At 73.4% G+C, this 21,917-nt stretch carries 18 protein-coding genes; 6 read left to right on the top strand and 12 right to left on the bottom strand.

Annotated elements, in window-relative coordinates; genetic code table 11:
- Positions 1-30: 30 nt before the first annotated feature.
- From folE to ACFQBR_RS24310, 12 genes are all read right to left on the bottom strand, one after another.
- On the bottom strand, positions 31-654 hold the full coding sequence (gene folE, locus ACFQBR_RS24365; protein ID WP_267945174.1) for a GTP cyclohydrolase I: 624 nt from the start codon (positions 652-654) through the stop codon (positions 31-33).
- Positions 655-707: 53 nt separating this feature from the next.
- Positions 708-1,214 (bottom strand): 6-pyruvoyl trahydropterin synthase family protein, encoded by a 507-nt coding sequence (locus tag ACFQBR_RS24360; protein WP_267945175.1) that lies wholly within the window; start codon positions 1,212-1,214, stop codon positions 708-710.
- A gap of 337 nt (positions 1,215-1,551) precedes the next feature.
- Positions 1,552-2,727, bottom strand: a complete 1,176-nt coding sequence (locus tag ACFQBR_RS24355; RefSeq protein ID WP_344182004.1) for a cytochrome P450 — start codon at positions 2,725-2,727, stop codon at positions 1,552-1,554.
- Positions 2,728-2,771: 44 nt separating this feature from the next.
- Positions 2,772-3,980 carry a cytochrome P450 gene (locus tag ACFQBR_RS24350; RefSeq protein ID WP_267945177.1) on the bottom strand — a complete coding sequence of 403 codons (1,209 nt, stop codon included), beginning with the start codon at positions 3,978-3,980 and terminating at the stop codon, positions 2,772-2,774.
- Positions 3,980-7,117, bottom strand: coding sequence for an amino acid adenylation domain-containing protein (locus ACFQBR_RS24345; protein ID WP_378554505.1), 3,138 nt, complete (start codon positions 7,115-7,117; stop codon positions 3,980-3,982). Before ACFQBR_RS24345 ends, ACFQBR_RS24350 begins: the two co-directional genes overlap by 1 nt.
- Before the next feature lie 37 nt (positions 7,118-7,154).
- Positions 7,155-7,598 carry a pyridoxamine 5'-phosphate oxidase family protein gene (locus ACFQBR_RS24340; RefSeq protein WP_344182000.1) on the bottom strand — a complete coding sequence of 148 codons (444 nt, stop codon included), beginning with the start codon at positions 7,596-7,598 and terminating at the stop codon, positions 7,155-7,157.
- Between the two features lie 450 nt (positions 7,599-8,048).
- Complete coding sequence (locus ACFQBR_RS24335) at positions 8,049-8,690, bottom strand: response regulator transcription factor (RefSeq protein ID WP_344181998.1); 642 nt, start codon at positions 8,688-8,690, stop codon at positions 8,049-8,051.
- Entirely contained in the window at positions 8,683-10,014 is a 1,332-nt protein-coding gene (locus ACFQBR_RS24330; RefSeq protein ID WP_344181996.1) for a sensor histidine kinase, read from the bottom strand. Before ACFQBR_RS24330 ends, ACFQBR_RS24335 begins: the two co-directional genes overlap by 8 nt.
- 2 nt (positions 10,015-10,016) lie before the next feature.
- Positions 10,017-10,718 carry an ABC transporter permease gene (locus ACFQBR_RS24325; protein ID WP_344181994.1) on the bottom strand — a complete coding sequence of 234 codons (702 nt, stop codon included), beginning with the start codon at positions 10,716-10,718 and terminating at the stop codon, positions 10,017-10,019.
- A gap of 70 nt (positions 10,719-10,788) precedes the next feature.
- On the bottom strand, positions 10,789-11,706 hold the full coding sequence (locus ACFQBR_RS24320) for an ABC transporter ATP-binding protein (protein WP_330158172.1): 918 nt from the start codon (positions 11,704-11,706) through the stop codon (positions 10,789-10,791).
- A gap of 113 nt (positions 11,707-11,819) precedes the next feature.
- Complete coding sequence (locus ACFQBR_RS24315) at positions 11,820-13,535, bottom strand: ABC transporter ATP-binding protein (protein ID WP_344181992.1); 1,716 nt, start codon at positions 13,533-13,535, stop codon at positions 11,820-11,822.
- Positions 13,532-15,190, bottom strand: coding sequence for an ATP-binding cassette domain-containing protein (locus ACFQBR_RS24310; protein ID WP_344181990.1), 1,659 nt, complete (start codon positions 15,188-15,190; stop codon positions 13,532-13,534). Before ACFQBR_RS24310 ends, ACFQBR_RS24315 begins: the two co-directional genes overlap by 4 nt.
- A 668-nt stretch (positions 15,191-15,858) precedes the next feature.
- On the opposite strand from ACFQBR_RS24310, the gene ACFQBR_RS24305 reads away from it, so the two are divergent.
- From ACFQBR_RS24305 to ACFQBR_RS24280, 6 genes are all read left to right on the top strand, one after another.
- Positions 15,859-16,047 (top strand): hypothetical protein, encoded by a 189-nt coding sequence (locus ACFQBR_RS24305; RefSeq protein WP_344181988.1) that lies wholly within the window; start codon positions 15,859-15,861, stop codon positions 16,045-16,047.
- A gap of 179 nt (positions 16,048-16,226) precedes the next feature.
- A complete protein-coding gene (locus ACFQBR_RS24300; RefSeq protein WP_344181986.1) occupies positions 16,227-17,246 on the top strand; it encodes a FecCD family ABC transporter permease in 1,020 nt (339 codons plus the stop codon).
- Positions 17,243-18,079, top strand: a complete 837-nt coding sequence (locus ACFQBR_RS24295) for an ABC transporter ATP-binding protein (RefSeq protein WP_344181984.1) — start codon at positions 17,243-17,245, stop codon at positions 18,077-18,079. The genes ACFQBR_RS24300 and ACFQBR_RS24295 overlap by 4 nt, the downstream gene beginning before the upstream one ends.
- Positions 18,076-19,113, top strand: a complete 1,038-nt coding sequence (locus ACFQBR_RS24290) for an ABC transporter substrate-binding protein (RefSeq protein ID WP_344181982.1) — start codon at positions 18,076-18,078, stop codon at positions 19,111-19,113. The genes ACFQBR_RS24295 and ACFQBR_RS24290 overlap by 4 nt, the downstream gene beginning before the upstream one ends.
- A 270-nt stretch (positions 19,114-19,383) precedes the next feature.
- The gene (locus ACFQBR_RS24285) at positions 19,384-19,812 is read left to right on the top strand and encodes an ArsR/SmtB family transcription factor (RefSeq protein WP_344181980.1); all 429 of its coding nucleotides are present in this window, start codon (positions 19,384-19,386) and stop codon (positions 19,810-19,812) included.
- A complete protein-coding gene (locus ACFQBR_RS24280) occupies positions 19,809-21,710 on the top strand; it encodes a heavy metal translocating P-type ATPase (RefSeq protein ID WP_344181978.1) in 1,902 nt (633 codons plus the stop codon). Before ACFQBR_RS24285 ends, ACFQBR_RS24280 begins: the two co-directional genes overlap by 4 nt.
- The last annotated feature ends 207 nt before the right edge of the window (positions 21,711-21,917 follow it).

Raw genomic sequence — 21,917 nt, 5'->3', positions numbered from 1 at the left:
CCTCCGACCAGGGCCTTCAGCGGGGGGTCGCTACACCGCCTCCGACGGCCCGTAGGAGAGCACCTGGGCCCGCAGCGCCGGATCGGTCTCCAGCTCCCCGGTCAGGTGCGTGGTGAGCATGGCGGCGCCGTGCGCCTCCACGCCGCGCAGGGTCATGCAGGCGTGCCGGGACCGGATGACGCAGGCCGCCCCCCGCACGTCCAGGTTCTTGTCGAGCGCGGCCACCGTCTGCTCGCCGATCCGCTCCTGCACCTGGGGGCGGGCGGCGTACTCCTGCAGGACACGGGCCAGCTTGGACAGTCCGACGATGCGCGCCCCCGGGGCCGGCAGGTAGGCGACCGTGGCACGGCCGGGGAACGGCAGGAGGTGGTGCTCGCACAGGGCCACGAACGGCACGTCCACGGCCGCGATGATCCCCTGGTTGGTGGACTCCGCCGGGAACAGCACGCCCAGGTGGCGGTCCGGGTCCAGGCGCAGCCCGCGGGTCATCTCCGCGATCGCCCGGACGTACCGCTCGGGCGTGCGGTGCATGGACTCGCCGGTGCAGGGGATGCCGAGGGCCTCCAGCATGGCACGGGCGTGCTCGGCGGCTGTCTGTTCGGGAGAGGCGGGCAGGGGGCGGTCGGACGGTGCTGCGGTAGCGCTGGTGGTCACGGCTCCGACTCCTCGTTCGCGCTGGGGGCTCTGGACTGCTCGGGGCGGACCGCTCACGCGCTCCCGCCGCGCCACAGGGCGCTGTTCACATGGGTCTCCGTCACGCGGACGCCCTCGATCCTGGCGCCGGGCGCGTGGCCCAGCCCCACCAGGACGTCCATCGCCACCCGGCCCAGGAGCACGGCCACGGCCTCCACCGTCGGGTGGGGCAGGTTCGCCGCGAACTCCTCGGCGGGGAGCGGCTGGGGGGCGCCGAAGCGGAACAGCTTGCTGCCGTGGTCGGCCAGCACCTTGGCCAGCGGGTCGTCGACGCCGAGCATCGCCCCGTGGTCCAGGTGGGTGTCGATCCAGGAGCGCAGTTCGGCCTTGAACGCCCCGAACTCGACCACCGTGCTGGAGTCGAGGGCCGGGGCGACCGCCGACACCTCGACCCACCAGGAGTGGCCGTGCAGGTTCGTGCACTTGCCGCCCAGGTGCGGCAGCCGGTGCGCGGTCTCGAAGTTGTGCCGCACGGTGACGCCGTGGTGGGCCGGTGCGTACGTGGCGGCCGTGGTGTCCATCAGTGGATCCCCCGATACTTGTGGGCTTGCGGGCACAGGCTCCGGCGCGGGCGGTCCGTGCTGACCCCCGGCGCCGTCGTGGTGTCGGGCCGCGGACCGGGGACGCCCCCGGTCCGGGGCCGGGGAAGGCCGGGGAACAGGACCTCGGCCTGCCCCGGGGTCTTCTGCGGGTGGGCGCGGCCGGGTGTCCCGGTCGACGGAGGGCGCCGGACCGGGCCGGGGGCCGGTCCGCCGTTGCTCGGTACGGGCGGGGGTCGTTGCACGGGCGGACACTCCTCGGGGTCCGGGGACGGTTCCGGTGCTCGTCGGCGGCCGGTCCACGGGGTGGGGGCCGGTCTCACCAGAGGACGGGTACGGCGGCGGGCATGATCGCCATCCGGTCGGGGTGCCACTCGACGTCCTGCGGGGGAACGGCGAGCCTCAGCCCCTCCAGGCGGGCCAGCTCGGTCAGGGCGAGTGCCCCGACCCGGCGTGTCAGCCTGGCCCCGGGGCAGTAGTGCGGACCGTGGCCGAAGCGCATGTGCGGGTTGGGGCGGCGGGACGGGTCGTAGGCGTCGGGGGCGGGGAAGGTGGCGGGATCGTAGTTGGCGGCGTCGGTGGAGACCAGCACGAGGTCCCCCGTGCGCAGCCGCCGTCCGCCCAGCTCCGTGCCATCGGTACAGATCCGGGCCAGGGCGTTGCCCATGAGGACGCTGTAGCGCAACAGCTCCTCGACGTGCCCCTCGACGGCTCCGGGGTCGGTGCGGATCTGGGCGAGGGCGCCGGGCATCCGGGCGAGGTGGAAGGCGGCGCCGCCCAGGAAGCTGGCGAGGTCCTCGTAGCCGGCGACGAAGACGACGCCGAGCACGTTGGCGAGCTGGTGCGGTGTGAGCGCGTCGCTCCCGGTGTTCATCGCCGCGAGCCGGGGGACGAGGCCCGGGGCGCCGGGGTCACATCGCTGTGCCCGTTCGAGCAGGTGGTCGCGCAGCTGCTCCCAGTTGCGGTGGACCTCCTCGGTCGGCAGGAGCATGGTGAGGTCGGTGTCGGCCCAGTGCCTGAGGCGGGGCAGGTCGCCGGCGGGCAGCCCCATCACGCGGCACATCGCCGGCCCGGCCACCCGCTCCGCGAAGTGGTGCTGGAGGTCGCCCGGCGCCCCTTGCGCCACCATCTCCTCCAGCCCCCGTCGCGCCTCGGCGCGGAGCTCCTCCTCCGGCAGGTCCGGCAGGTCGCTCAGCAGGCGCCGTGCCTCCTCCAGCAGGCCGGCCCTGCCCAGGTAGGCCATGGCGTCGAGCAGTTCGGGGGCGAAGACCGGGACGTCCTGGACGGGGCTGCCCTCGTCGGCCACCCGGGAGCGGCGGAACCGCTCCTCGCGCAGCACCCGGCGCGCCTCGGGATAGCCGGTGACGAGCCACGCCTCGTACCCGGCGTTGGTGGTCACGCGCGTGACGGGGCAGGTGCCTCGGAGCTCGTCGGCCAGACGGTCTCCCCGGGTGCTGAACGGATAGCGCGGCAGCGCCTGGTCGGTGGTGGTCACGGCGGTGGTCTCCCTCCGGTGGGCGGTCGGATCGGGTGCGGGCCTCACCAGAGGACGGGCAGCCGCAGCGGTGCGCGCAGCGGCGAGTCCTCGTTCCAGGCGAGCCGCTCCGTCGGCTCGGCCGGACGCAGGTCCGGCAGGCGGGCGAGCAGGGTCTCCAGTCCGATGCGCAGCTCCATGCGTGTCAGGTGGCCGCCCGGGCAGTAGTGCGGTCCCCGGCCGAAGACCAGGTGGCGGTTGGGGTCCCGCCCGGGGTCGAACTCGTCGGCGCGCTCGAAGGCGTCGCCGTCCCGGTTGGCGGAGGCGATGACCGGCATGACCGCCTCCCCCTCGCGGATGCGCCGCCCACCGATGTCCAGGTCCTCGGTGGCGACCAGGACGACGATGGCGTTCATGAGCGGCACGTGGCGCAGCAGCTCCTCCACCGCCCCGGGGATCTCCCCGGGCCGCTCCCGCAGGCGCCGGACCAGTCCGGGGCGCTCCAGGAGCGTCACCAGCGCGGCCCCGAAGTGCTGGACGTTGGTCCTGTAGCCCGCCATGAGCATGCTGATGGTCACGCTGACCAGGTCCTCGTGCCCGAGGCCGCCCTCGTGGGCGGGGGTGGCGGCCAGCCTGGCGAGCAGGCCGTCGCCGCCCCCGCGCGCACAGGCGTCGACCAGCGCGGCGGCGTGGTCGCGCAGCGCGTCCAGGGCGGCCAGGGTCTTGCCGAGCGGGACCCGGGTGGCCTGCAGGACGGTCTCGATGTGCTCGGCGACGGCGGCGAACCCCGTGTGGTCGATGCCCAGGAACGCGCACAGCACGCGCAGCGGGAAGGGTTCGGTGAAGCCCGCCACCAGGTCGCCCGGCGGCCCCTGCCGTACCAGGTCGGCGGTCAGGTCCTCGGCCAGGGCCCGGACACGGGGTTCGAGGTCCTGGAGGCGGCGGGGTGTGAAGGCGGGCGCGACCGCGCCGCGCACCCGGGCGTGGTCGGCGCCGTTCAGCTCCAGCAGGGTCAGGACCCGGCGGGGCCACTGCTCCCCCTCCCTCGGCGGCCACGTCGCGATGACGGGGCGCACCAGCCGGGGGTCGGCGAGCGCCCGGCGCACGTCGTCGTGCCGGCTGACCAGCCAGACCGGATCGCCCTCGGGGAGCCGCGCGCGGGTCACCGGGCCGTCGGCGCGCAGGGCGGCGTAGGCGCAGGGGGACCCCGGGGAGCCGGTCTCCGCCTCGGGGACCGGTGGCAGGACCGCCCGCAGGCCAGCGGCGTCGTCCATCACGCCCTCCCTCCTTCCGCGAGCCGGCGGTCGGCCCCGGCCGCGGCGGTGGGCCTGGGCCTTCGTATGAACCCGCAGCCGAAGAGGTGGTCCAGGTAGTGGTCGATGAGGGCGTCGTCGACCGGCGGGCAGGCCAGTCCCGCCTCGGCCGTGGCCGCCTCGGCGTTGGTCCGGTCCAGGCGCGGGAAGACCCCCTCCAGGTACAGCTCCTTGACCGACAGGTCGGTGCCCCGGCCCCGGTCCACGCACAGCGACACGAAGGGCGCGGTGGGGCTGGTGGGGTCCTCGGCGACGTGGCGCACCAGTTCGGCGACCCACTCCGCGTAGGACAGGGTCGTGATCTCGCACCCGGCGGCGCGCATGCGCCGCACGACGTCGGCCAGGCGGCCCGGTGCCGGGTTGGTGAGGTGGTAGGTCCCGCGCGCCGGGGAGGGGCCCGTGGCCACGTGCGCGATGGTGTCGGCCAGGTGGTCCACCGGCACGAAGTCCATCGGCAGGTCGATGTCGGGCGCCGTGCCGGTCTCGGCGATCATCTTGAACATCGAGCAGATCGCGGTCTCGGTGTTGCAGATCCCGCCGCGCCGGTCCCCGGTGATCTCGTAGGGGCGGTAGACGGTCACCGGCAGCCCCGCCCCGGCGGCGTCGCGCAGCACCTGCTCGGCCACCCACTTGCTCTCGGCGTAGCCCAGGGTGAGGCGTTCGGCGTGGGCCAGGGGCGTCTCCTCGCCCACCAGGCCCACACCCGCGCTGCCGAACCCGGCCAGGACGGCGATCGTGGACAGGAAGTGGACGGGTACGCGGCGCGGCGCGGCCAGCCGCACGATCCGGCGGGTGCCCTCGACGTTGGCCGACCTCAGGGCCGAGTAGGGGTAGATGAAGTTGACCTGGGCGCCGGAGTGCACGATCAGGTCGAGCCGGTCGGCCAGGTCCGCCGCGTGGCCGGCGGCCAGTCCGAGCCGGTCGGCCTCCAGTTCGGCGGGGAAGCAGACGAGGCGTTCCTCGTGGTCGCGTGCCGGCAGCCCGTAGCGGGCGAGGTTGGCGAGCACCCTGCGGCGGGCGTGCCGGGGGTCGCGGGCGCGGACGGGGCAGTGCACCCGTGCGCCGGTGCGCAAGAGGAACCGGTCGACCAGGTAGGCGCCGACGAAGCCGGTGGCCCCGGTGACCAGCACGTCCGCGGGGTCGCGCGGGTCGGGGGCCGGGCCGCGCCGTGCGGGCAGCGCGAAACCGAGGCGCCCCTCGGCCCCGAAGTCCGTGGCCTCCCCGGGCTCACGTGCGGCAGGTGCGCCGGCGCGGGCGCGCCGGACGGCCGCGGTGAACTCCTCCACCGTCGGCCCCTCGATCAGGGAGCGGACGAGGGTGCTGCCGTGCTCCGCGCCGATGCCGAGCAGGGCGCGGGTGCGGTTGACCGCCTCCGCCGCCAGCAGCGAGTCCCCGCCGATGCGGAAGAAGTCGTCCCCCGGACGGGGCGTCACCCCCAGCGTCTCCCGCCAGGCAGCGGCGACGCCGTCCCGCGGCGACCGGTCGCCGCCCTCCCGCCCGGGGGGCGCGGGCTCGCACGGTTCGGGGGCCGCGGACCGCTCCGCGAGGGCGGACCGCTCGGCGAGCCGGGCCCGGTCGACCTTGCCCGCCGAGGAGACGGGGAAGGACGCCCACCGGTGGAACACACGGGGGACGGCCGCCGGGGGCAGCCAGGCCGCGCAGAAGCCCCGCAGGTCGTCGACGTCGACGCCGCGCCCGGGATCGGCCGGGGTGACGTGGGCGGTCAGGCGCGCGGCGCCGGCCTCCACGACGGCCTCGGCGACGTCGGGGTGTTCGCGCAGGCGCGCCTCGACCTCGTCGGGTTCGATCCTCTGCCCCCGGATCTTCAGCTGGCGGTCGATCCGGCCCCGGTACTCCAGGGCGCCGTCCGCGCCCAGGAGCACACGGTCGCCGGTCCGGTAGAGGCGCTCCCCGCTCCCGTCGGGCGCCGCCACGAAGCGCTCGGCGGTCAGGTCGGCGTCGCCCAGGTAGCCCAGCGCGAGGCCGGCGCCGCCGACGAGCAGCTCGCCCTCCTCCCCGACCGGGGCGGTGGTCCCGTCGGCGCGCACGACGCGGCAGGTGGAGTTGGCGATCGGGCGGCCGATGGGCACCGAGCGCGCCCCGTCCGCGAGTCCGCGGACCTTGTGGAACGTGGACACCACCGTGTTCTCGGTGGGGCCGTAGAAGTTGACGACCTCGGTGTCCGGGCAGGCGCGCAGCACGGCCCGGGCCAGGTCCGGGTCCATGGCCTCGCCCCCGGCCGACACGAAGTCGAGGCCGCGGAACGCCCCGGGGTCCGTCCGGGCGACGTGGTGGAAGACGCTCGTGGTGAGGTAGGCGATGTCGACGGCGTCCTCGCGCAGCCGCCGGTGCAGTGCCTCGGGGGAGACCAGTTCCTCCCGGTCGGCGATGACCAGGCAGGCGCCGCCCGTCAGCGCCGACCAGATCTCGATGGTCGAGGCGTCCGAGGACAGGCCGTAGCCGTGCAGGACCCGGTCCCCCGGACCGGGCCGGGGCAGGCGGGGGTCGGACACCGCCAGGCGGACGACCCCCCGGTGCGGCACCGCGACCGGCTTGGGCCGGCCGGTGGAGCCCGAGGTGAACATGACGTAGGCGCAGTCGCCGGCCGCGGCGCCCGTCGGAGGGAGCGGCCCGGCCGCCGCGGGCCCGGCGTCGGCCTCGATCCCGACCCGCGCGGCGAGGCGCCGCACCCGGCACACCGCCCCCGGAAGGACCACCGCGACGCGCACGCCCGCGTCCTCCGCCATCGCGTTGACGCGGGCGGGCGGGTGGTCCTGGTCCAGCGGCACGTAGGCGCAGCCCGCGCGCAGGACCCCCAGGAAGGCGACGAGCGCCTCGGGGGACCGGCGCCCGCAGACGCCGACCGCGTCGCCGGGACGCGCCCCGGCGGCCAGCAGGCTCGCGGCCACGTCCCGGGAGCGCCGGGCCAGCTCCCCGTAGGTGAGTGCGCGCCCCCTGTGGCGGACGGCGGGGGCCCCCGGCTGTCTGGCGGCCCAGGTGGCGAAGATGTCGTGCAGGAGCGCGTCGCGGAGGTGGTCGGTGACCGGACCGCGTAGGTCCGCCTCGGTGGGGGCGTGCGTTGCCGGACTCTTCGTCACGAGGGGTTCCTCTCGTCGAGTCGAGGTCGTGCCGGCGTCAGGTGAACACCGACGCGGCGAAAGAGGAGAAGTCCGCCGTCCGCCAGCGCTCGGGGCGCATGCGGAAGGTGACGTCGTCGTCGAGTTGGCCGGAGGTCGCGGCCAGGTAGTCCCCGGCCTCCCGCGCGCCCAGGTAGCGGACCGCGATGGCGCGGCGCTCGTCCGGGTCGGCGGGGTCGGCCACGTCCACGACCGGCCCCTCCACGCTGACGTAGCGGTAGGGGGCCTCCTCCTGTTGCGCGCACAGGCTGAACCTGCCCGCGGCGCCGATGAGGCGCGCCTTGAGGGAGTCGCGGCCGGTCTGCACGACCACGTCGCCGCCGGGGGCGTAGGAGTACCAGACCGGCACGACCAGCGGGGCGCCGCCCGCGCGGGGGTCGTCGACGCCGAGGACGCCCACGTGGACTCCGGCGAGGAACTCCTCGCGTTCGGCTCGGGGCATGGCAGGGAGCATGTGCGGCCTCTCGAATACTGCGGGGCTTTCGGGGACGGGGAGGACACGGCGTCGCCGGTGATGTCCGCGTGCGCCCTGATCATTGCCGGAGACGCCCCGATGGCAAACAGAAAACGGAGCTTTACGCCTTGTGCACAGCGGAGATGGGTGCTTTTGCAGGCATCTGCGACCCGGGATGGAAGTGCATTGAGGACGAACGCTTACGGACCCGGCCACCCGTCCGAATCAGCGCGGATCACGCCGCCGCACAGGCGCGCGCACATCTGTTCACCGAACGGACACGGCCCGCCCTCCCGCGCCCCCCGAGGGTTCGCCGACCGACAGCCCCGCACGCCCGGCGGAGGGCCCGGTCCGAGTATGCCGACGGGCCGGGGCACTGCCGACTGCTCGCCCGGGCCCACGGCCCGGACCGCACAGGGGCCGCCGGGAAACCGGGGTCTACCCCTCGCCCAGGTCCAGCAGGCCGCGCCGGAAACCCGCCGCGACGGCGGCGGCCCGGTCGTTGACGCCGAGCTTGCCGTAGATGTGCAGGACGTGGGTCTTGACCGTGGCCTCGCTGATGAACAGACGGGCCGCCGCCTCCCTGTTGGTGGAGCCGTCGGCGATGAGCCGCAGGATCTCCAGTTCCCGGTCGCTCAGTGCCGCGGCGGGCTCGCGGACGCGGCCGACCAGCCGGGTCGCCACCAGCGGGGAGAGCACGGTCTCGCCGCGCGCGGCCAGGCGGACGGCGCGCATCAGCTCCTCGGGCAGGGCGTCCTTGAGGAGGTATCCGGTGGCCCCGGCCTCGATGGCGGGACCGACGTCGCTGTCGGTCGCGTAGGTGGTCAGGACCAGGACCCGGGCCGGGAGTCCCAGCCGGGCCAGCTCGCGGATGGCATGCACACCGCCCGTCCCCGGCATGCGCAGGTCCATGAGGACCACGTCGGGCTCCAGGGACCGCGCGAGCTCGACGGCACGGGCGCCGTCGGCGGCCTCCCCCACGACCTCGAACCCCGGGTCGCGGGCGAACATGCCGCGGATGCCGTCCCGGACGACGGGGTGGTCGTCGGCGATCAGGACGCGGACGGGGGCCTCATGCACCGGGGTCCTCCCTGGGAACGGCCGGGACGGAGGCGGAGACCGCCGTCCCGGAACCGGGCTCGGACTCGATCTCCAGTGTCCCCGCCAGGCGGCCCACCCGCTGCCGCATCGACGTCAGGCCGAACCCGCCGTCCGGGCCCCGGCCGTCGGTCCCCGGGACCGGGGGCGGCTCGAAGCCCGCACCGTCGTCGCGCACGTCCAGGACGACCAGGTCCTCCATGTACGACAGGGTCACGCCGACCCGGGCGGCCCGGGCGTGCCTGGCCACGTTGGCCAGCGACTCCTGGAAGGTGCGGAGCAGGACGGCCTCGACCTCCCCGTGCAGGGGGCGGACCGGTCCGGTCGCGGTGAAGTCGGCGCGCACACCGTTCAGCCGGGACCACTCGGCCGTGAGGCCGGCCAGGGCCTCGGGCAACGGGGTGTCCTCCAGGGGCGCCGGTCCCAGGGCGTGCACGGACCTGCGCGCCTCCGCCAGGTTCTCGCGGGCCAGGCGGATCGCGTCGGCGACCCGGAGCCGCCACTCGGCACGGTCCCCCTCCGCCCCGCCGGCGGAGCTCCCTGCGGTCCCGCCGCCCTCCGGCGTGCTCCCGCCCCCTCCCCCGGCCTCGGCCCGCTCGGCCGCCTGGAGCTGCGCGATGATGCCGACGAACCCCTGGGCCAGGGTGTCGTGGATCTCCCTGGCCATGCGCTCGCGCTCGTCGTGCGCCCCGGCCTCGCGTGCCTGCACCAGCAGCTGGACGTGGAGGCCCTCGTTCTCCCGGATGGTCTCCCGCAGCCGCTCCACCATGCGCCCGCGCTCGTCGCTGTGCTCCGTGGTGACCTCGCCGAGCAGGCTGAACGCCGCGACGAGGACCACCATGGCGGCGATGAAGAACAGGTACAGGAGGACCGACGAGGGCGTGGGATCGGGCAGTCCGCCCATGTAGGCGGCGACCGTCACGGCGGCGGTGGCCGTCACCCCCGCGAACCTCCACCGGCCCCGCAGGAACTGCCAGGAGTACACGTAGCCGGTGAAACCGAAGAAGCCCGCGAACCAGACACTGCGGGTGCTGAGCACGGCGATCATGACGACCAGCACGGTGACGGAGGCGGCCGTCATCCCCGGGCGGGAGGCCGGGTCGGGGTTCAGCGCGGTCATCGCCCACAGGAGGACCGCCGTGAGGGCCGCGAGGCCGAGCGTCTCCAGGAGCCGCGTCCGGGAGAGGTCGTGGGTGACCAGGGTCAGGAGGGTGGAGGCCGCCAGGAGGGCGTAGGGCACGGAGGCCAGGAGGCTGCGCAGCCGCTCCTCCCGCAGGCCCAGGTCGCGCTCGGACACCGTCTCCATACTCACTCCCAGCGGAAGGACCTGGCCGCGGCGAGGCCGAGGACCACGGCGTACGCGGCCATGGTGACCAGGGGCAGCGGCGCGGGGACGCCACCGCTCCAGGCGTCGTCGAGGCTCTGCCGCAGGGCGCCCATCGGGGTGTATCCCCCGGCGAGCGCCAGGATATCGGGCATGTACTCGACGGGCTGCATGAGTCCGCCCAGGTAGGCCAGAGGGAAGAACAGCAGCACGCCGAAGCCGTTGGCGGACCGCCCGTTGGGGGCGAGCGCGGCGATGAGCAGCCCGACGGAGAACATCGCGGCCGTTCCGGCCAGGAAGGCCGCCAGGAACCCCGCGGACCCGGGCGCGTGGGCCCCGAGGAAGCCGATGCCCGCGACGAGCAGCAGGGAGACCGCGAACACGGTGAGGGCCAGCTGGAGCAGGAGCTGGACGGCCAGCAGGTTGCCGGGGCGGACCGGGGTCACCGAGAGCCTGCGCAGGATGCCCCTCTCCCGGTAGGAGGCCAGGGTCGTGGGGAGCAGGTAGAGGCCGACCATGCCGATCGCCAGCGTCACCGCCATCGGCAGCAGGACGGTGTCGCCCTCCGTGATCCCGCTGCCGAAGGCCACGAGGATGAAGAGGGGGATGGCCAGGGCGAACACCGCTCCGGGTTCGCGGACGAGCAGCTTGGTCTCGACGGCGGTGAGCTTGGCAAGCGTCTTCACGACGGTTCTTCCGTTCTCGGGGACCGGGCCGCTCGGGCCCGGAGGGGAAGGCTGTGCCCGGAGGTGGGGGCTAGGCCTGGAGGGAGCGGCCGGTCAGGGCGATGAAGGCGTCGTCCAGGGTGCGCTTGTCGATGCGCAGGTCGCGGACGAGCACGTGTTCCCGGGCCAGGGACGCGGTGACCTCGGTCGCGAAGTCCCCCCGCCCGGCCACGACGACCAGGTCGCCGGTGCGGGACACCGAGGCCACCCCGGGGAGGTTCCCCAGCAGGCCGCCGGGCTCGGGGGCCTCCCCGTCCATGAACCGGAAGCTCATCCGGTACTCGGCGTCGACGCCGTCGATCAGTCCCCCGGGGCTGTCGAGGGCCACGACCCCGCCCCGGTCGAAGACCGCGACCCTGTCGCACAGCTCCTCGACCTCGTCCATGAAGTGGCTGACCAGGACCACGGTCACGCCCTCGGCGCGCACCCGCTTGACCAGCTCCCAGGTGGCCCTCCTCGCCTGGGGGTCGAGCCCCGTGGTGAGCTCGTCCAGGAACGCGACCCTGGGATCCCCGACCAGGGCCAGGGCGATGAACAGGCGCTGCTTCTGCCCGCCGGACAGCTTCGCGAACCGGGCGTCGCGCTTGTCCGCGAGCCCCCACCGCTCCAGCAGCTCCCGCCAGTCCCGGGGCCTGTCGTAGAACGAGGCGTACAGGTCCAGCGCCTCCCACACCTTGATGTTCTCGGGCAGCTGCGTGTGCTGGAGTTGGACGCCGATGTGCTCCCGGAGCTCCGCCCCCTGCCCCACGGGGTCGAGCCCGAGCACCCGCACGGTCCCGGAGTCGGGGCGCCGCAGGCCCTCCACGCACTCGACGGCGGTGGTCTTGCCCGCCCCGTTGGGCCCGAGGATCCCGAAGACCTCCCCCTCCTCCACGGAGAAGGAGACCCGGTCCAGGACCACCTGCTTGCCGTACCTCTTGCTGAGCTCTGTGACCTCGACGATCGCCATGCCCACAAGCCTGTCCGCCCGGGGCCCGCAGCGGATCGCCCGTCCGGCCCCGATCCCCCGCGCATCCGGCCGACCCCCGGCATCCACCGAACGGTGGATGCCGGTCCCCCCGCTCACGTGCAATCGGGGTCCGGTCCGCGGGAGGGTGCGCTGCCCGGCCGGGCCGGAGCGGCCCCGGCGACTTCCACGACGTGTTCGAGACGCGCGAGGGTCTCGGCACGGTGGGAAGCGACGAGGACCGTACCGGGGAAGTCGGCGATGATGTCCGAGATCACTCGCTCGGTGGCGGGGTCGAGGCTGGCCGTCACCTCGTCGACGAGGAGGACCCGCGGCCGCCGTACGAGTGCACGGGCGAGGCACAGGCGTGCTCGCTGGCCCCCCGAGAGGCGTACGCCGGCTTCGCCGAGATCGTCGTCGAGACCGATCCAGTCGGCCGCGCCGACGCGTTCCATCATCGTGTTCAACTCACTGTCCGGCCGCGGGGCGCCGCCGCGCAGCAGGTTGTCCCGGACGGTGCCGTGGAAGAGCACGGAATCCTGGTCGACCAGGGCGACCGACTCGCGTAGAGCGCGGTCGTCGACGTCGGCGACGGACACTCCCGCGCCTTGGGTCGTGACGAGTTCCACGATGCCGGACGAAGGATCCCAGAGACGGGCCGCGAGAGCGATCACGGTGCTCTTGCCCGAGCCGGAGGGCCCCTTCAGCCCCACGTGTGCCCCGGGGGCCACTTCCAGGGACCAGGAGGTGAGAACGGGCGGCCGGTCCTCGTAGGCGAAGCACACGTCGCGAAAGCGCAGACCGAGCGGTCCGGGCGGCAGTTGCCGCGGGTTGTCGGACACCGCGACGACCGGGGGCCGGTTGATCCCGGATGTCACGCGCTCGGCGCCGGCGACGAGGGGGTGCAGCCGTGTGAAGGTGGCTGTGGCGTCCGTGACCGCCGCGACGCCGACCAGGGCCAGGGCGATCAGGGCGGGCAGCTCGGCCGGGGAGAGTCGTGCCTGTGCGGTGTCCGAGAGCACGCCGGCGGCGGCGCTTCCCACGACGATGACGCCGATGACCACTGCGGTGGTGATGGACTCGCGCAGCGAGGTGACCAGTTGCTCGAGCAGTTCGCGGCGGCGCGCGATGGCGGTGGCGCGCGCGGTGGCCGCGCTCGTCTCGGCGACGACCTGCGGGGACAGGCCGTAGGCGAGCACCTCGCGCAGTGCGCCCAGGGCGTCGACGATCCGTGTGGACAGGTCGGATCGTTCCCGCTGCTCCTGTTCCCCCAGGAGTCTGGCCGTTCGCGCCCAGTACAGCGCGCTGCTCGCCAGGACGAGGCTGCCCGTGAAGACGACGAGCCCGGCCTCCGGCAACAGGATCGAAGCGGTGGTCAGGGAAGCGGTGAACAGCGTGAGGGAGGCACCGAGCTGGGCGATCGTGTGGGCGTAGAAGAACTCGAGCTTCTCGATGTCGTCCATCGCCACGGTGGCGGCGCGGCCCGAGTGCTCGCGGCGCCGGCCGGGGACGCTGCGCGCGTACGCGTCGAACAGCGCCATGCGCAGCCGGGCCAGAACACGGTAGGCCAGAGCATGCGAGACGTCCATTTCCCGCCATGTCAGGACGACGCGCAGCAGCACGAGCCCGATGATCACGGCCCACCACGCGGGTTCTGGCGCTGTTCGCTCCACGACGGCGTGGCCGACGACCCAGGCGGTGAGGATCGTGGCGCCGGCCAGGGTCAGCGCGCTCGCGGTACCGACGGCATAGCTCCACAGCATTCCGCGCCATTCCGGTCGCAGGACGGGAAGCAGCCCGCGGAAGGTGTCGGCCGCGGAGAGGGTGGTCATGACGGGTTCCTGTCCAGGTGCACCGGGCCGAGGTGCAGTACGTGAGAGACCCCGGTGAGGGATTCGGGACGGTGGCTGATCATCACGACGACGCGGTCGCGGGCGACGCGGTGCAGCGTGTCGATGACACCGGCGGCCCGATCGGCGTCCAACGCGCTCGTGGGTTCGTCCACGAGAAGGACCGGCCGGCGCGCGAGCAGCGCACGGGCGAGGGCGAGTCTCTGGCGTTGACCGCCTGACAGGTTCGTGCCGGCTTCGGCGACCTCGGTGGAGAAGCCGAGTGGAAGACCCCGGATCTCGTCCAGGATCCCGGCGGCCTCGCAGGCGGCGAACAGTTCCGCCTCTTCGGGGTCGCCGGTGACGGCGAGGTTGTCGCGGATGGTCCCGGCGAAGAGCACGGGCCGTTGGGAGACCACGGCGATATCGGAGGTGCGCAGAGGCCGCCCGTCGAGTTCGACGTGCCCCGCACGTGGGACGAGGAAGCCGAGGAGGAGGTCGAAGAAGGTGGACTTTCCCGCCCCGGAGGCTCCGACGACGGCGGTGAGGGCCCCCCTCCGGGCGGTCAGGTCGAAGTCCTCGAGGACGTCCCGGTGGGCGTCGGGGTAGCGGAAGGTCAACCCCCTCACGCTCAGCAGGTCCGCCGTACGGTCGGCGGGAGCCCGCCCCCCGGGAGCGGGCGTCGCGGAATCCGGAGCGGTGCCGCGCGGTTCGGTGAACGCCCCGATGCGGTCCAGGGCGGGGACCGCGGTGAGTCCGAGGAACCCGGCGTGCCAGTGCCGTGAGAGGTCGCGGATGGGCCGGAAGGCCTCCGAGGCCAGGAGGAGGACCAGGTAGACCTCGACGGCCGGGGCCTGTCCTGTGACCGCGTGCGCGGTGGCGGCGATCGCGGCGGCGACCACCCCTGCCTGGACGGCGAGGTCGGTGACGGCCGTTTCGGCCAGGGAACCGCGCATGACGCGTTCGGTGGCGCGGCGCAGTGCCTCCGAACGGCCGTCCAGCCGTTCCCGGGTTCCCGACACATCGCCCAGGGTGCGCAGGGTGGCCATGCCGCGGAGTGATTCGAGCAGGTCGGCGCTGAGCGCGTCGTAACTGTCCCAGTGGTCGAGCCCGCGCCGGGCCATCATCCGCTTCCAGGCCAGGGGACCCAGCAGCGCGAACACGACGGCGGCGGCGACCAGCAGCCCGGCTCCCGGTGAGAGCAGGAACAGCCCGGACACGGTGATCGCGCAGGTGGGGAAGATGTGCACGACGGCGGGGATGTACGTGGAGACGTAGGCGTCGGTGCCGTCGACGCCGTCGCCGAGGCCCGAACGCATCGACCCGTCGCGGGCGGCCGTGTCGTGCAGGCGTCGGGGTACGAGCGCCGCCGCCATGGCGCGGCCGCGCACCGCTTGTCGGACCCGGCCTCCCAGCAGCGTCGCGGCAGAGGTCTGTGCCAGGGAGAGCGCCAGTCTCAGCAGCGCGATACCGACGATGAGCGCGACCGCCACGAGCACGTCCCGGGGGCGTCCGTCCAGCACCGCCGACATCGACCAGGCGATCGCCCCGGCCTGGCCGAGATGGGTGAGGAAGACGAGCACCAGCAGTCCGACGCTCCAGGCCAGAGCCGCGGGGAATCGAGCTGCCTCCCGCCACAGCTGGGGGACGATCATCATGCGTCGGGCTCCTTGTCGAGGACGTGTCCGCCGGGAAGCATCGCCGGGGCGTGGACGATCCGGCGGTTGTGTGCGGCGGCGAACCCTGGCACCGGGCGGCGCGGTGGGACCGCCGCAGGTCCTCGGTGGACCCGCCGGGGGAAGCGCTCGTGGAAACCGACCACGTCCGGCCCGATGCGTTTGATGTGCCGGCTACGCGGACTCCTCGATCTCGGTGACGATCCGGTCGTTCACGACGAGACCCCTTTTACCGCCGGATCGCGCGCTGGTGCTCCGTACCGACGCGTGTCCGTGGGGGCGAACGCCACACACCGTACTTGAAAATGATTTTCACTTACAATAGCTTTGCCCCATGAACCCCCAGAAGCTCCTTGTGTCCGACTGCCGTGCGGTACGCACGTACGCCGCCGGCGGCGGCGGGGCCGCGAGTGAGCTCGGCGACGCGGTCCCGGCCGGACACGCCGGGGTTCTCACGCTGCTTCCGCGCGGTCGGAGGAGCTCCGCGCCGGCCTTCCGGGGCGACGACGGCTCGGTGGGTTCGGTGGCCCGGACACCCCTGGGGGCATCGAGCACCTGCGCCGGCTCTCCCCCTGGAACGCGCCATGGCCCCCACTCCCGCCTGCGCTCCCCCTCGCGTTCTCGGCGGCGTGCCCGCTGAGGATTCCCGGGTGAACACCGCCGACACCGCGGCGGTCGTCCGAGCGGTGCGGCGCGCAGGCGGCGACGCCACCGTGTGGCGCGTGCCGCGCACCGGTCACGGCAGCAACCACCTCGCCAGCCCCCACCTTCCCGGGGCGACCGTCCTCAGCTTCGCCGCCCCGACCGGGTCACGCACGACCTGGCCACAGACCACCTGAAAGAGCAACCACCGCTGATGGCAAGAACAACCACGGGGGGACGCGCGCCGACCCCCCTTCACCTCCTGCTGCGCAGGGCGCGGCCAGAGGGTGACGCGCCCGACGGCCCGCAGGGTCCCCCCGGAACCACGCGAGCAGCCGGCCGCCGACGACGCGGCGCCCTCGCCGTTCGCCTACTCGTGCCGACCCTCGTTCTCGTCCTGGTGGCGGTCCTCCTGCTGTCGACGACCGTCGGGACGATCCCCGTCTCCCCGACGGACGCCCTGCGTATCGTCATCGGCCACCTCGTGCCCGGCATGCCCTGGATGTCCGACGGATCACTGAGCACATTGCAGGACAACGCCATCTGGCAGTTCCGGCTCCCCCGCGCGCTCCTGGCCGCGACCGCCGGGGCCGCACTCGCCCTGGCCGGTGCGCTGATGCAGGCCGTGGTGCACAACTCCCTGGCCGAGCCCTACATCCTGGGCGTCTCCGCCGGCGCGGGCGTCGGCGCGGTGTCGTTCATCGTGCTGGGCGTCGGTGTCAGTTCCCTGGGGATGGGAACCGCGGCGTTCGTGGGAGCCCTGATGGCCACGGCGGCCGTCTACCTCCTCGCCCACAAGAACGGGCGCATCGCACCACAGCGCCTCATCCTCGCGGGGGTCGCCCTCGGCTCCCTGTTCAGCGCCGTGACCAGCTACCTGACCATCGCCACCGACGCCCAGAACGTCTTCAGCATCATGTTCTTCCTGCTGGGCTCGGTCTCCGCCGCCACGATGGCACACCTCGCCCTGCCGGTGGCGGCCCTGATCGCCGTGGGACTCTACGCGGCGTTCCGGGCGCGCGCCCTCAACGCCCTGCTCATCGGAGACGACGCGGCCGCGTCACTGGGCGTCAACGTCAACCGGATGCGCAGCGGGGTCCTTGTCGCCGCGGCCCTGCTGACCGGGTCCGTGGTCGCGGTCTGCGGCGGCATCGGCTTCGTCGGCCTGGTCATCCCCCATATCTCACGCATCCTCGTCGGCGCCGACCACCGGAAGATGCTCCCGGTCGCTCTCCTGGGAGGTGCGGCGTTCCTCGCGACCTGCGACCTGTTGGCCCGTACCCTCGCCGCCCCGTCGGAGATCCCGCTGGGCGTGCTCACCGCACTGGTCGGAGCGCCCTTCTTCCTGTGGCTGTTGCGGCGGGACCGCGCGGGAAGCGTGGGGGTGGACCGATGAGGGTGGACATCGAGCACCTGGCCGCCCACCGCGGTGGACGGCCGGTCGTGAGCGACGTGAGCATCCAGGTGCCCTCGGGCTCCGTGCTGGGACTGCTCGGTCCCAACGGGAGCGGCAAGTCCACACTGCTCCGGGTGGCCTCCGGCCTGGCCGCTCCCTCGTCCGGACGTGTGAGCCTGGACGGCACCGACATCACCGCCCTCAAACGCACGGACCTGGCCCGTCGCGTGGCGGTGATGGCCCAGGAGCACAGCGAGGAGTTCGAGATGCCCGTGCTCGACATGGTCCTGCTCGGGCGGATCCCGCACGGACGCGGATACGGTCGCGACTCCGACCAGGACATCGCCACAGCGCAACAGGCCCTGGAACGCGTGGGAGCCGCGCATCTGGAGGACCGCTCGTTCTCCGCCCTGTCCGGGGGTGAGCGGCAACGGGTCCTGTTCGCCCGCGCGCTCGCCCAGGACACCCCGGTCCTGGTCCTCGACGAACCGACGAACCACCTCGACATCGCCCACCAGATCGAACTCCTCGATCTGATCAGGTCCACCGACCGCACCGTCCTGGTCGCTCTGCACGACCTGAACCTCGCGGCGCGCTCATGCGACACCGTCGGCGTTCTCCACCAGGGACGCCTGCTCTCTCTCGGCGCTCCGGAGGAAGTCCTCCACACCGACCTGATCCGCTCGGTCTTCGGTGTGGACTCGACCTCGGTCGCCCACCCCCTTTCCGGACGGCGCCATTTCCTCTTCGACTCCCGCAGTCCGAAGAGTCCGAACGGCCGCCCCACGACCCACCAGTTCTCCCGAACCCAGGAAGAGACCGAAGCCCCATGACACATCCCTCAGCCGAGACCCCGTCGGTGTTCCGCGGCCGTCTCCCGGACCTCGCGGTCGCGTGCACCGCTCTCGTGGCGCCCTTGCTGCTGACCGCCTGCGGCACGGGGGTCGTCAGCCCGGAGGAGAGCGCGGATGCGGGGGAAGCGGTGGTGATCACCAACTGCGGACGCGAACTCTCCTTCGGGGCCACGCCCACCAGCATCGTCGGGATGATGCCCTCCCAGACCGAACTGCTCATCCGGCTCGGCGTCCAGGACTCCCTGGTCGGCCAGGCCCAGACCGCCGTCTCACCGTTGTCGGACGACATCGCCGAACACGCGGCCGACGTCCCTGAGATCAGCACCGACGCGCCGCCGGCCCGTGAGGACCTGCTCGCCGTCGAACCCGATCTCGTCGTCTCCCCCACGGAGTACGAGTTCACCGCCGAACAGGGCTTCGCCGGAATCGACCAGCTGAACCAGAACGGCGCCGAGGCCTATGTCGCGACCGGGGGATGCGCGGAGCGCCGCAACACCGCAGAGGTCACCGACCTGTTGACGGACATCGCCAACCTCGGTGAGATCCTGCGTGTTCCCGACGCCGCGGAGGAGCTCACCCAGGAGTCGGAGGAGCGGCTGGCCGCCGTCGAATCCGCGATCAGCGGCTCGCCGCGCCCCACCGTCGCCCAGGTCTTCATCGAGGGCAACTCGCTGTCGGCGATCGGCGCCGGCGTCGAGGCGGACATCATCGCCACGGCCGGCGGGGACAACGTCTTCGATCCCGACTCCCCCGAGTTCGCGGACTTCTTCGCCGCCGAGATCAACCCCGAGGAGATCATCAGCCGGGCCCCCGACGCCATCGTGTTCGGAGTGAGCGGGCCCGGGAACGAGGAGCGGTCGCTCGACTACCTTCGCAGCACCTTCCCCGACCTTCCCGCCGTGGAGAACGACCTCCTCATCGCCGTTCCCTCCAGCGATCTGCACCCCGGCACCCTCGGAAACATCGAGGCGGTGGAGACGATCGCCCACCGCCTCTACCCCGACGCGTTCTGAGCCAGGGTCTCCTGCCGGAGCGAAGGCCGGGCCGCATCGCTGCGAAGCACCCCGGTGACGTCGTCCAGGCCGGAGATCCCCGCGAGAGGCGGCCCCGTCGACCGGGGCCGGGCCGTTCCACGGCGTCGGTGACGACCCGTGGGACGGCCCGGCCCCCGCCTTCGAGGCCACCCCGTCCGGGAGCGGGCCGAGGCGCCCCCGCGCCCGAGCGCGTCGGCGCCGCACTGCCCCCGCTTTGCCCTCGGAGTACTCGAACCTTATTATATTCGTATGAGTGAAGGTAAGAAGGTTTGCAGCTTCGGGCCGGACAGCCCCTACGTGGATCTCGCGGCGGAGGTGTTCAGACTCCTCGCCGACCCCACCAGGATCAGGATCATCCTGGCCCTGCGCGAAACCGAGCACTCGGTCGGCGAGCTCGCCGAAGCCGTCGGCAAGTCGCCGACCACCGTCTCCCAGCACCTGGCCAAACTGCGCTGGGGCAGGATCGTGGCCACCCGCCAGGAGGGCACCCGGGTCTTCTACCGCCTCCAGGACGAGCACGCCCGAGAACTGGTCGCCCAGGCGGTCTTCCAGGCCGAGCACGCCCTGGAGGAAACCCCCGCCCACCACCGTGCCGGAGTCGATGCGCGCCCGCACCGGGGCACGGCCGCCCCCTGCCCCGCCGCAGACACCGGCGACACCGCCCAGGAACAGGCATGACACCGCCCCGGGCTCCGGCCGTCGTCCAGGACCGGGTCCTGCCCCGGCCCCCTTCGGTCCTCGCCACCGGCCTGAAGCTGCCCGAGGTGCGCTGGGCCCTGGCCGCGCTGGCCCTGTTCCTCCTGGGTTGGGGGCTCCAGCTGAGCGGCGCCCCGGCGCCGCTGTGGTGGAGCCTCTACCTGGCCTGCTACGCCACCGGCGGCTGGGAACCCGCCCTGGCCGGGCTGCGCGCCCTGCGCGAGAAGACCCTGGACGTCGACCTCCTGATGATCGTCGCCGCCATCGCCGCGGCCTCGATCGGGCAGGTCTTCGACGGGGCCCTGCTCATCGTCATCTTCGCGACCTCCGGCGCACTGGAGGTCGTCGTCACCCAGCGCACCGCGGACTCGGTCGACTCCCTGCTGAACCTGGCCCCCGAACAGGCCACCCTCCTGCACGGGGACGGCACCACGACCACGGTCGCCAGCCGCGAGCTGGAGCCCGGGGAGCGCATCCTGGTCCGCCCCGGGGAACGCATCGGCGGTGACGGGACCGTGGTCGAGGGAACCAGCGAGGTCGACCAGCAAGCCATCACCGGCGAGTCCGTGCCCGTGGTCCGCGGGATGGGCGACGAGGTCCTCTCGGGCACCGTCAACGGCACCGGCACCCTCACCGTGCAGGTCACCCGGCCCGCCTCCGCATCCGTGATCGCGCGCATCGTCACCCTGGTCGAGGAAGCCTCCGAGACCAAGGCCAGGACCCAGCTGTTCATCGAGAAGGTCGAACAGACCTACTCCTTCGGCGTGGTCGTCGCCACCCTCCTGGTACTGGCCGTGCCGATGCTGTTCTTCGGCCACGCCTTCGAGGACGCGCTGCTGCGCGCGATCGTGTTCATGATCGTCGCCTCCCCCTGCGCGGTGGTGCTCTCCACCATGCCGCCGCTGCTGGCCTCCATCGCCAACGCCGGCCGCCACGGCGTCCTGGTCAAGTCCGCGACCGTCATGGAGGGCATCGGCCGCACCACTGTGATCGCCTTCGACAAGACCGGCACCCTCACCGAGGGCGCCCCCGAGGTCACGGACATCGGTCCCGTGACCGGCCACGGCGCCGACACGGTCCTGGCCCTGGCCGCGGCGGTCGAGCACTACAGCGAACACCCCTTGGGCCGGGCGATCGTGCGCGCCGCCGCCGAACGCGGCCTGCCCCTGCAGGAGGTCACCGGCTTTCGGGCCCTGCCCGGACTCGGGGTCGTCGGCCGTGTGGACGGGAGCACCGTGACCGTCGAGCGGGGCGCCGCCGACTCCTCCACCACCGGCACCCTGGTACAGGTGCGACGCGACGAGTCGCTGATCGGAACGATCACGCTGACGGACCGGCTGCGTCCGGACGCCCCCGCGGCGGTCCGGGCCGCAGCCGACCTCATCGGAGCTCCCGCGGTACTGCTGACCGGCGACAACCCGGCCGCCGCGGCCACGGTGGCCGAGCGCACCGGCATCGGCACGGTACACGCCTCTCTGCTGCCACAGGACAAGGTCGCCCTCGTCACCGGCCTGGAGGCCCGAGGCGAGAGGGTCCTGCTGGTCGGCGACGGCGTCAACGACGCCCCCGCCCTGGCGGCGGCCTCCACGGGGGCGGCCATGGGCCGCCGGGGCTCGGACCTGGCCCTGGACACCGCCGACGTGATCATCGTGCGGGACGAACTCGGTTCGGTGGCCAACCTGGTGCGCCTGTCCCGCAGGGCCCGCCGGTACGTGATCGCCAACCTCGCCGTCGCCGCCACCGTGATCACGGTCCTGGTCACGTGGGACCTGGTCGCCACGCTGCCGCTGGCGCTGGCGGTGGCCGGGCACGAGGGATCCACCGTGCTGGTGGCGCTCAACGGCGCACGCCTGCTGCGCCGCTCCGCCTGGGAGGCGTGAGGGAGCCGGCCTCCCGGGGGCCCGGCGATCAGGACGGCCGGCTTCCGAGGCCGGGAGGACGGCCGGGGCGACCTGAGGCCCCCGCGCCGGAAGCCCACGGAGAGAACGCTCCCCGCCTGCCGGAACCGCTACGGCGCCGCCCGGGAGGCGTTCGTGCGGAGGCAGGCGGGGACCGGGCGTCCGGAAGGTTCGATGAAGGGGCCGGCT

The organism is Nocardiopsis tropica, from assembly GCF_042660575.1.
GTDB classification, from domain to species: domain Bacteria; phylum Actinomycetota; class Actinomycetes; order Streptosporangiales; family Streptosporangiaceae; genus Nocardiopsis; species Nocardiopsis tropica.
This window is presented reverse-complemented; position numbering and strand designations above follow the sequence as displayed.

Coding starts and splice junctions, on each gene's coding strand:
- ACFQBR_RS24285 (WP_344181980.1), top strand. CDS start 19,384: ATGAGTGAAGGTAAGAAGGTTTGCAGCTTCGGGCCGGACAGCCCCTAC.
- ACFQBR_RS24340 (WP_344182000.1), bottom strand. CDS start 7,598: ATGCCCCGAGCCGAACGCGAGGAGTTCCTCGCCGGAGTCCACGTGGGC.
- ACFQBR_RS24320 (WP_330158172.1), bottom strand. CDS start 11,706: ATGGCGATCGTCGAGGTCACAGAGCTCAGCAAGAGGTACGGCAAGCAG.
- ACFQBR_RS24310 (WP_344181990.1), bottom strand. CDS start 15,190: ATGATGATCGTCCCCCAGCTGTGGCGGGAGGCAGCTCGATTCCCCGCG.
- ACFQBR_RS24360 (WP_267945175.1), bottom strand. CDS start 1,214: ATGGACACCACGGCCGCCACGTACGCACCGGCCCACCACGGCGTCACC.
- ACFQBR_RS24350 (WP_267945177.1), bottom strand. CDS start 3,980: ATGGACGACGCCGCTGGCCTGCGGGCGGTCCTGCCACCGGTCCCCGAG.
- ACFQBR_RS24315 (WP_344181992.1), bottom strand. CDS start 13,535: ATGACCACCCTCTCCGCGGCCGACACCTTCCGCGGGCTGCTTCCCGTC.
- ACFQBR_RS24295 (WP_344181984.1), top strand. CDS start 17,243: ATGAGGGTGGACATCGAGCACCTGGCCGCCCACCGCGGTGGACGGCCG.
- ACFQBR_RS24290 (WP_344181982.1), top strand. CDS start 18,076: ATGACACATCCCTCAGCCGAGACCCCGTCGGTGTTCCGCGGCCGTCTC.
- ACFQBR_RS24280 (WP_344181978.1), top strand. CDS start 19,809: ATGACACCGCCCCGGGCTCCGGCCGTCGTCCAGGACCGGGTCCTGCCC.
- ACFQBR_RS24330 (WP_344181996.1), bottom strand. CDS start 10,014: ATGGAGACGGTGTCCGAGCGCGACCTGGGCCTGCGGGAGGAGCGGCTG.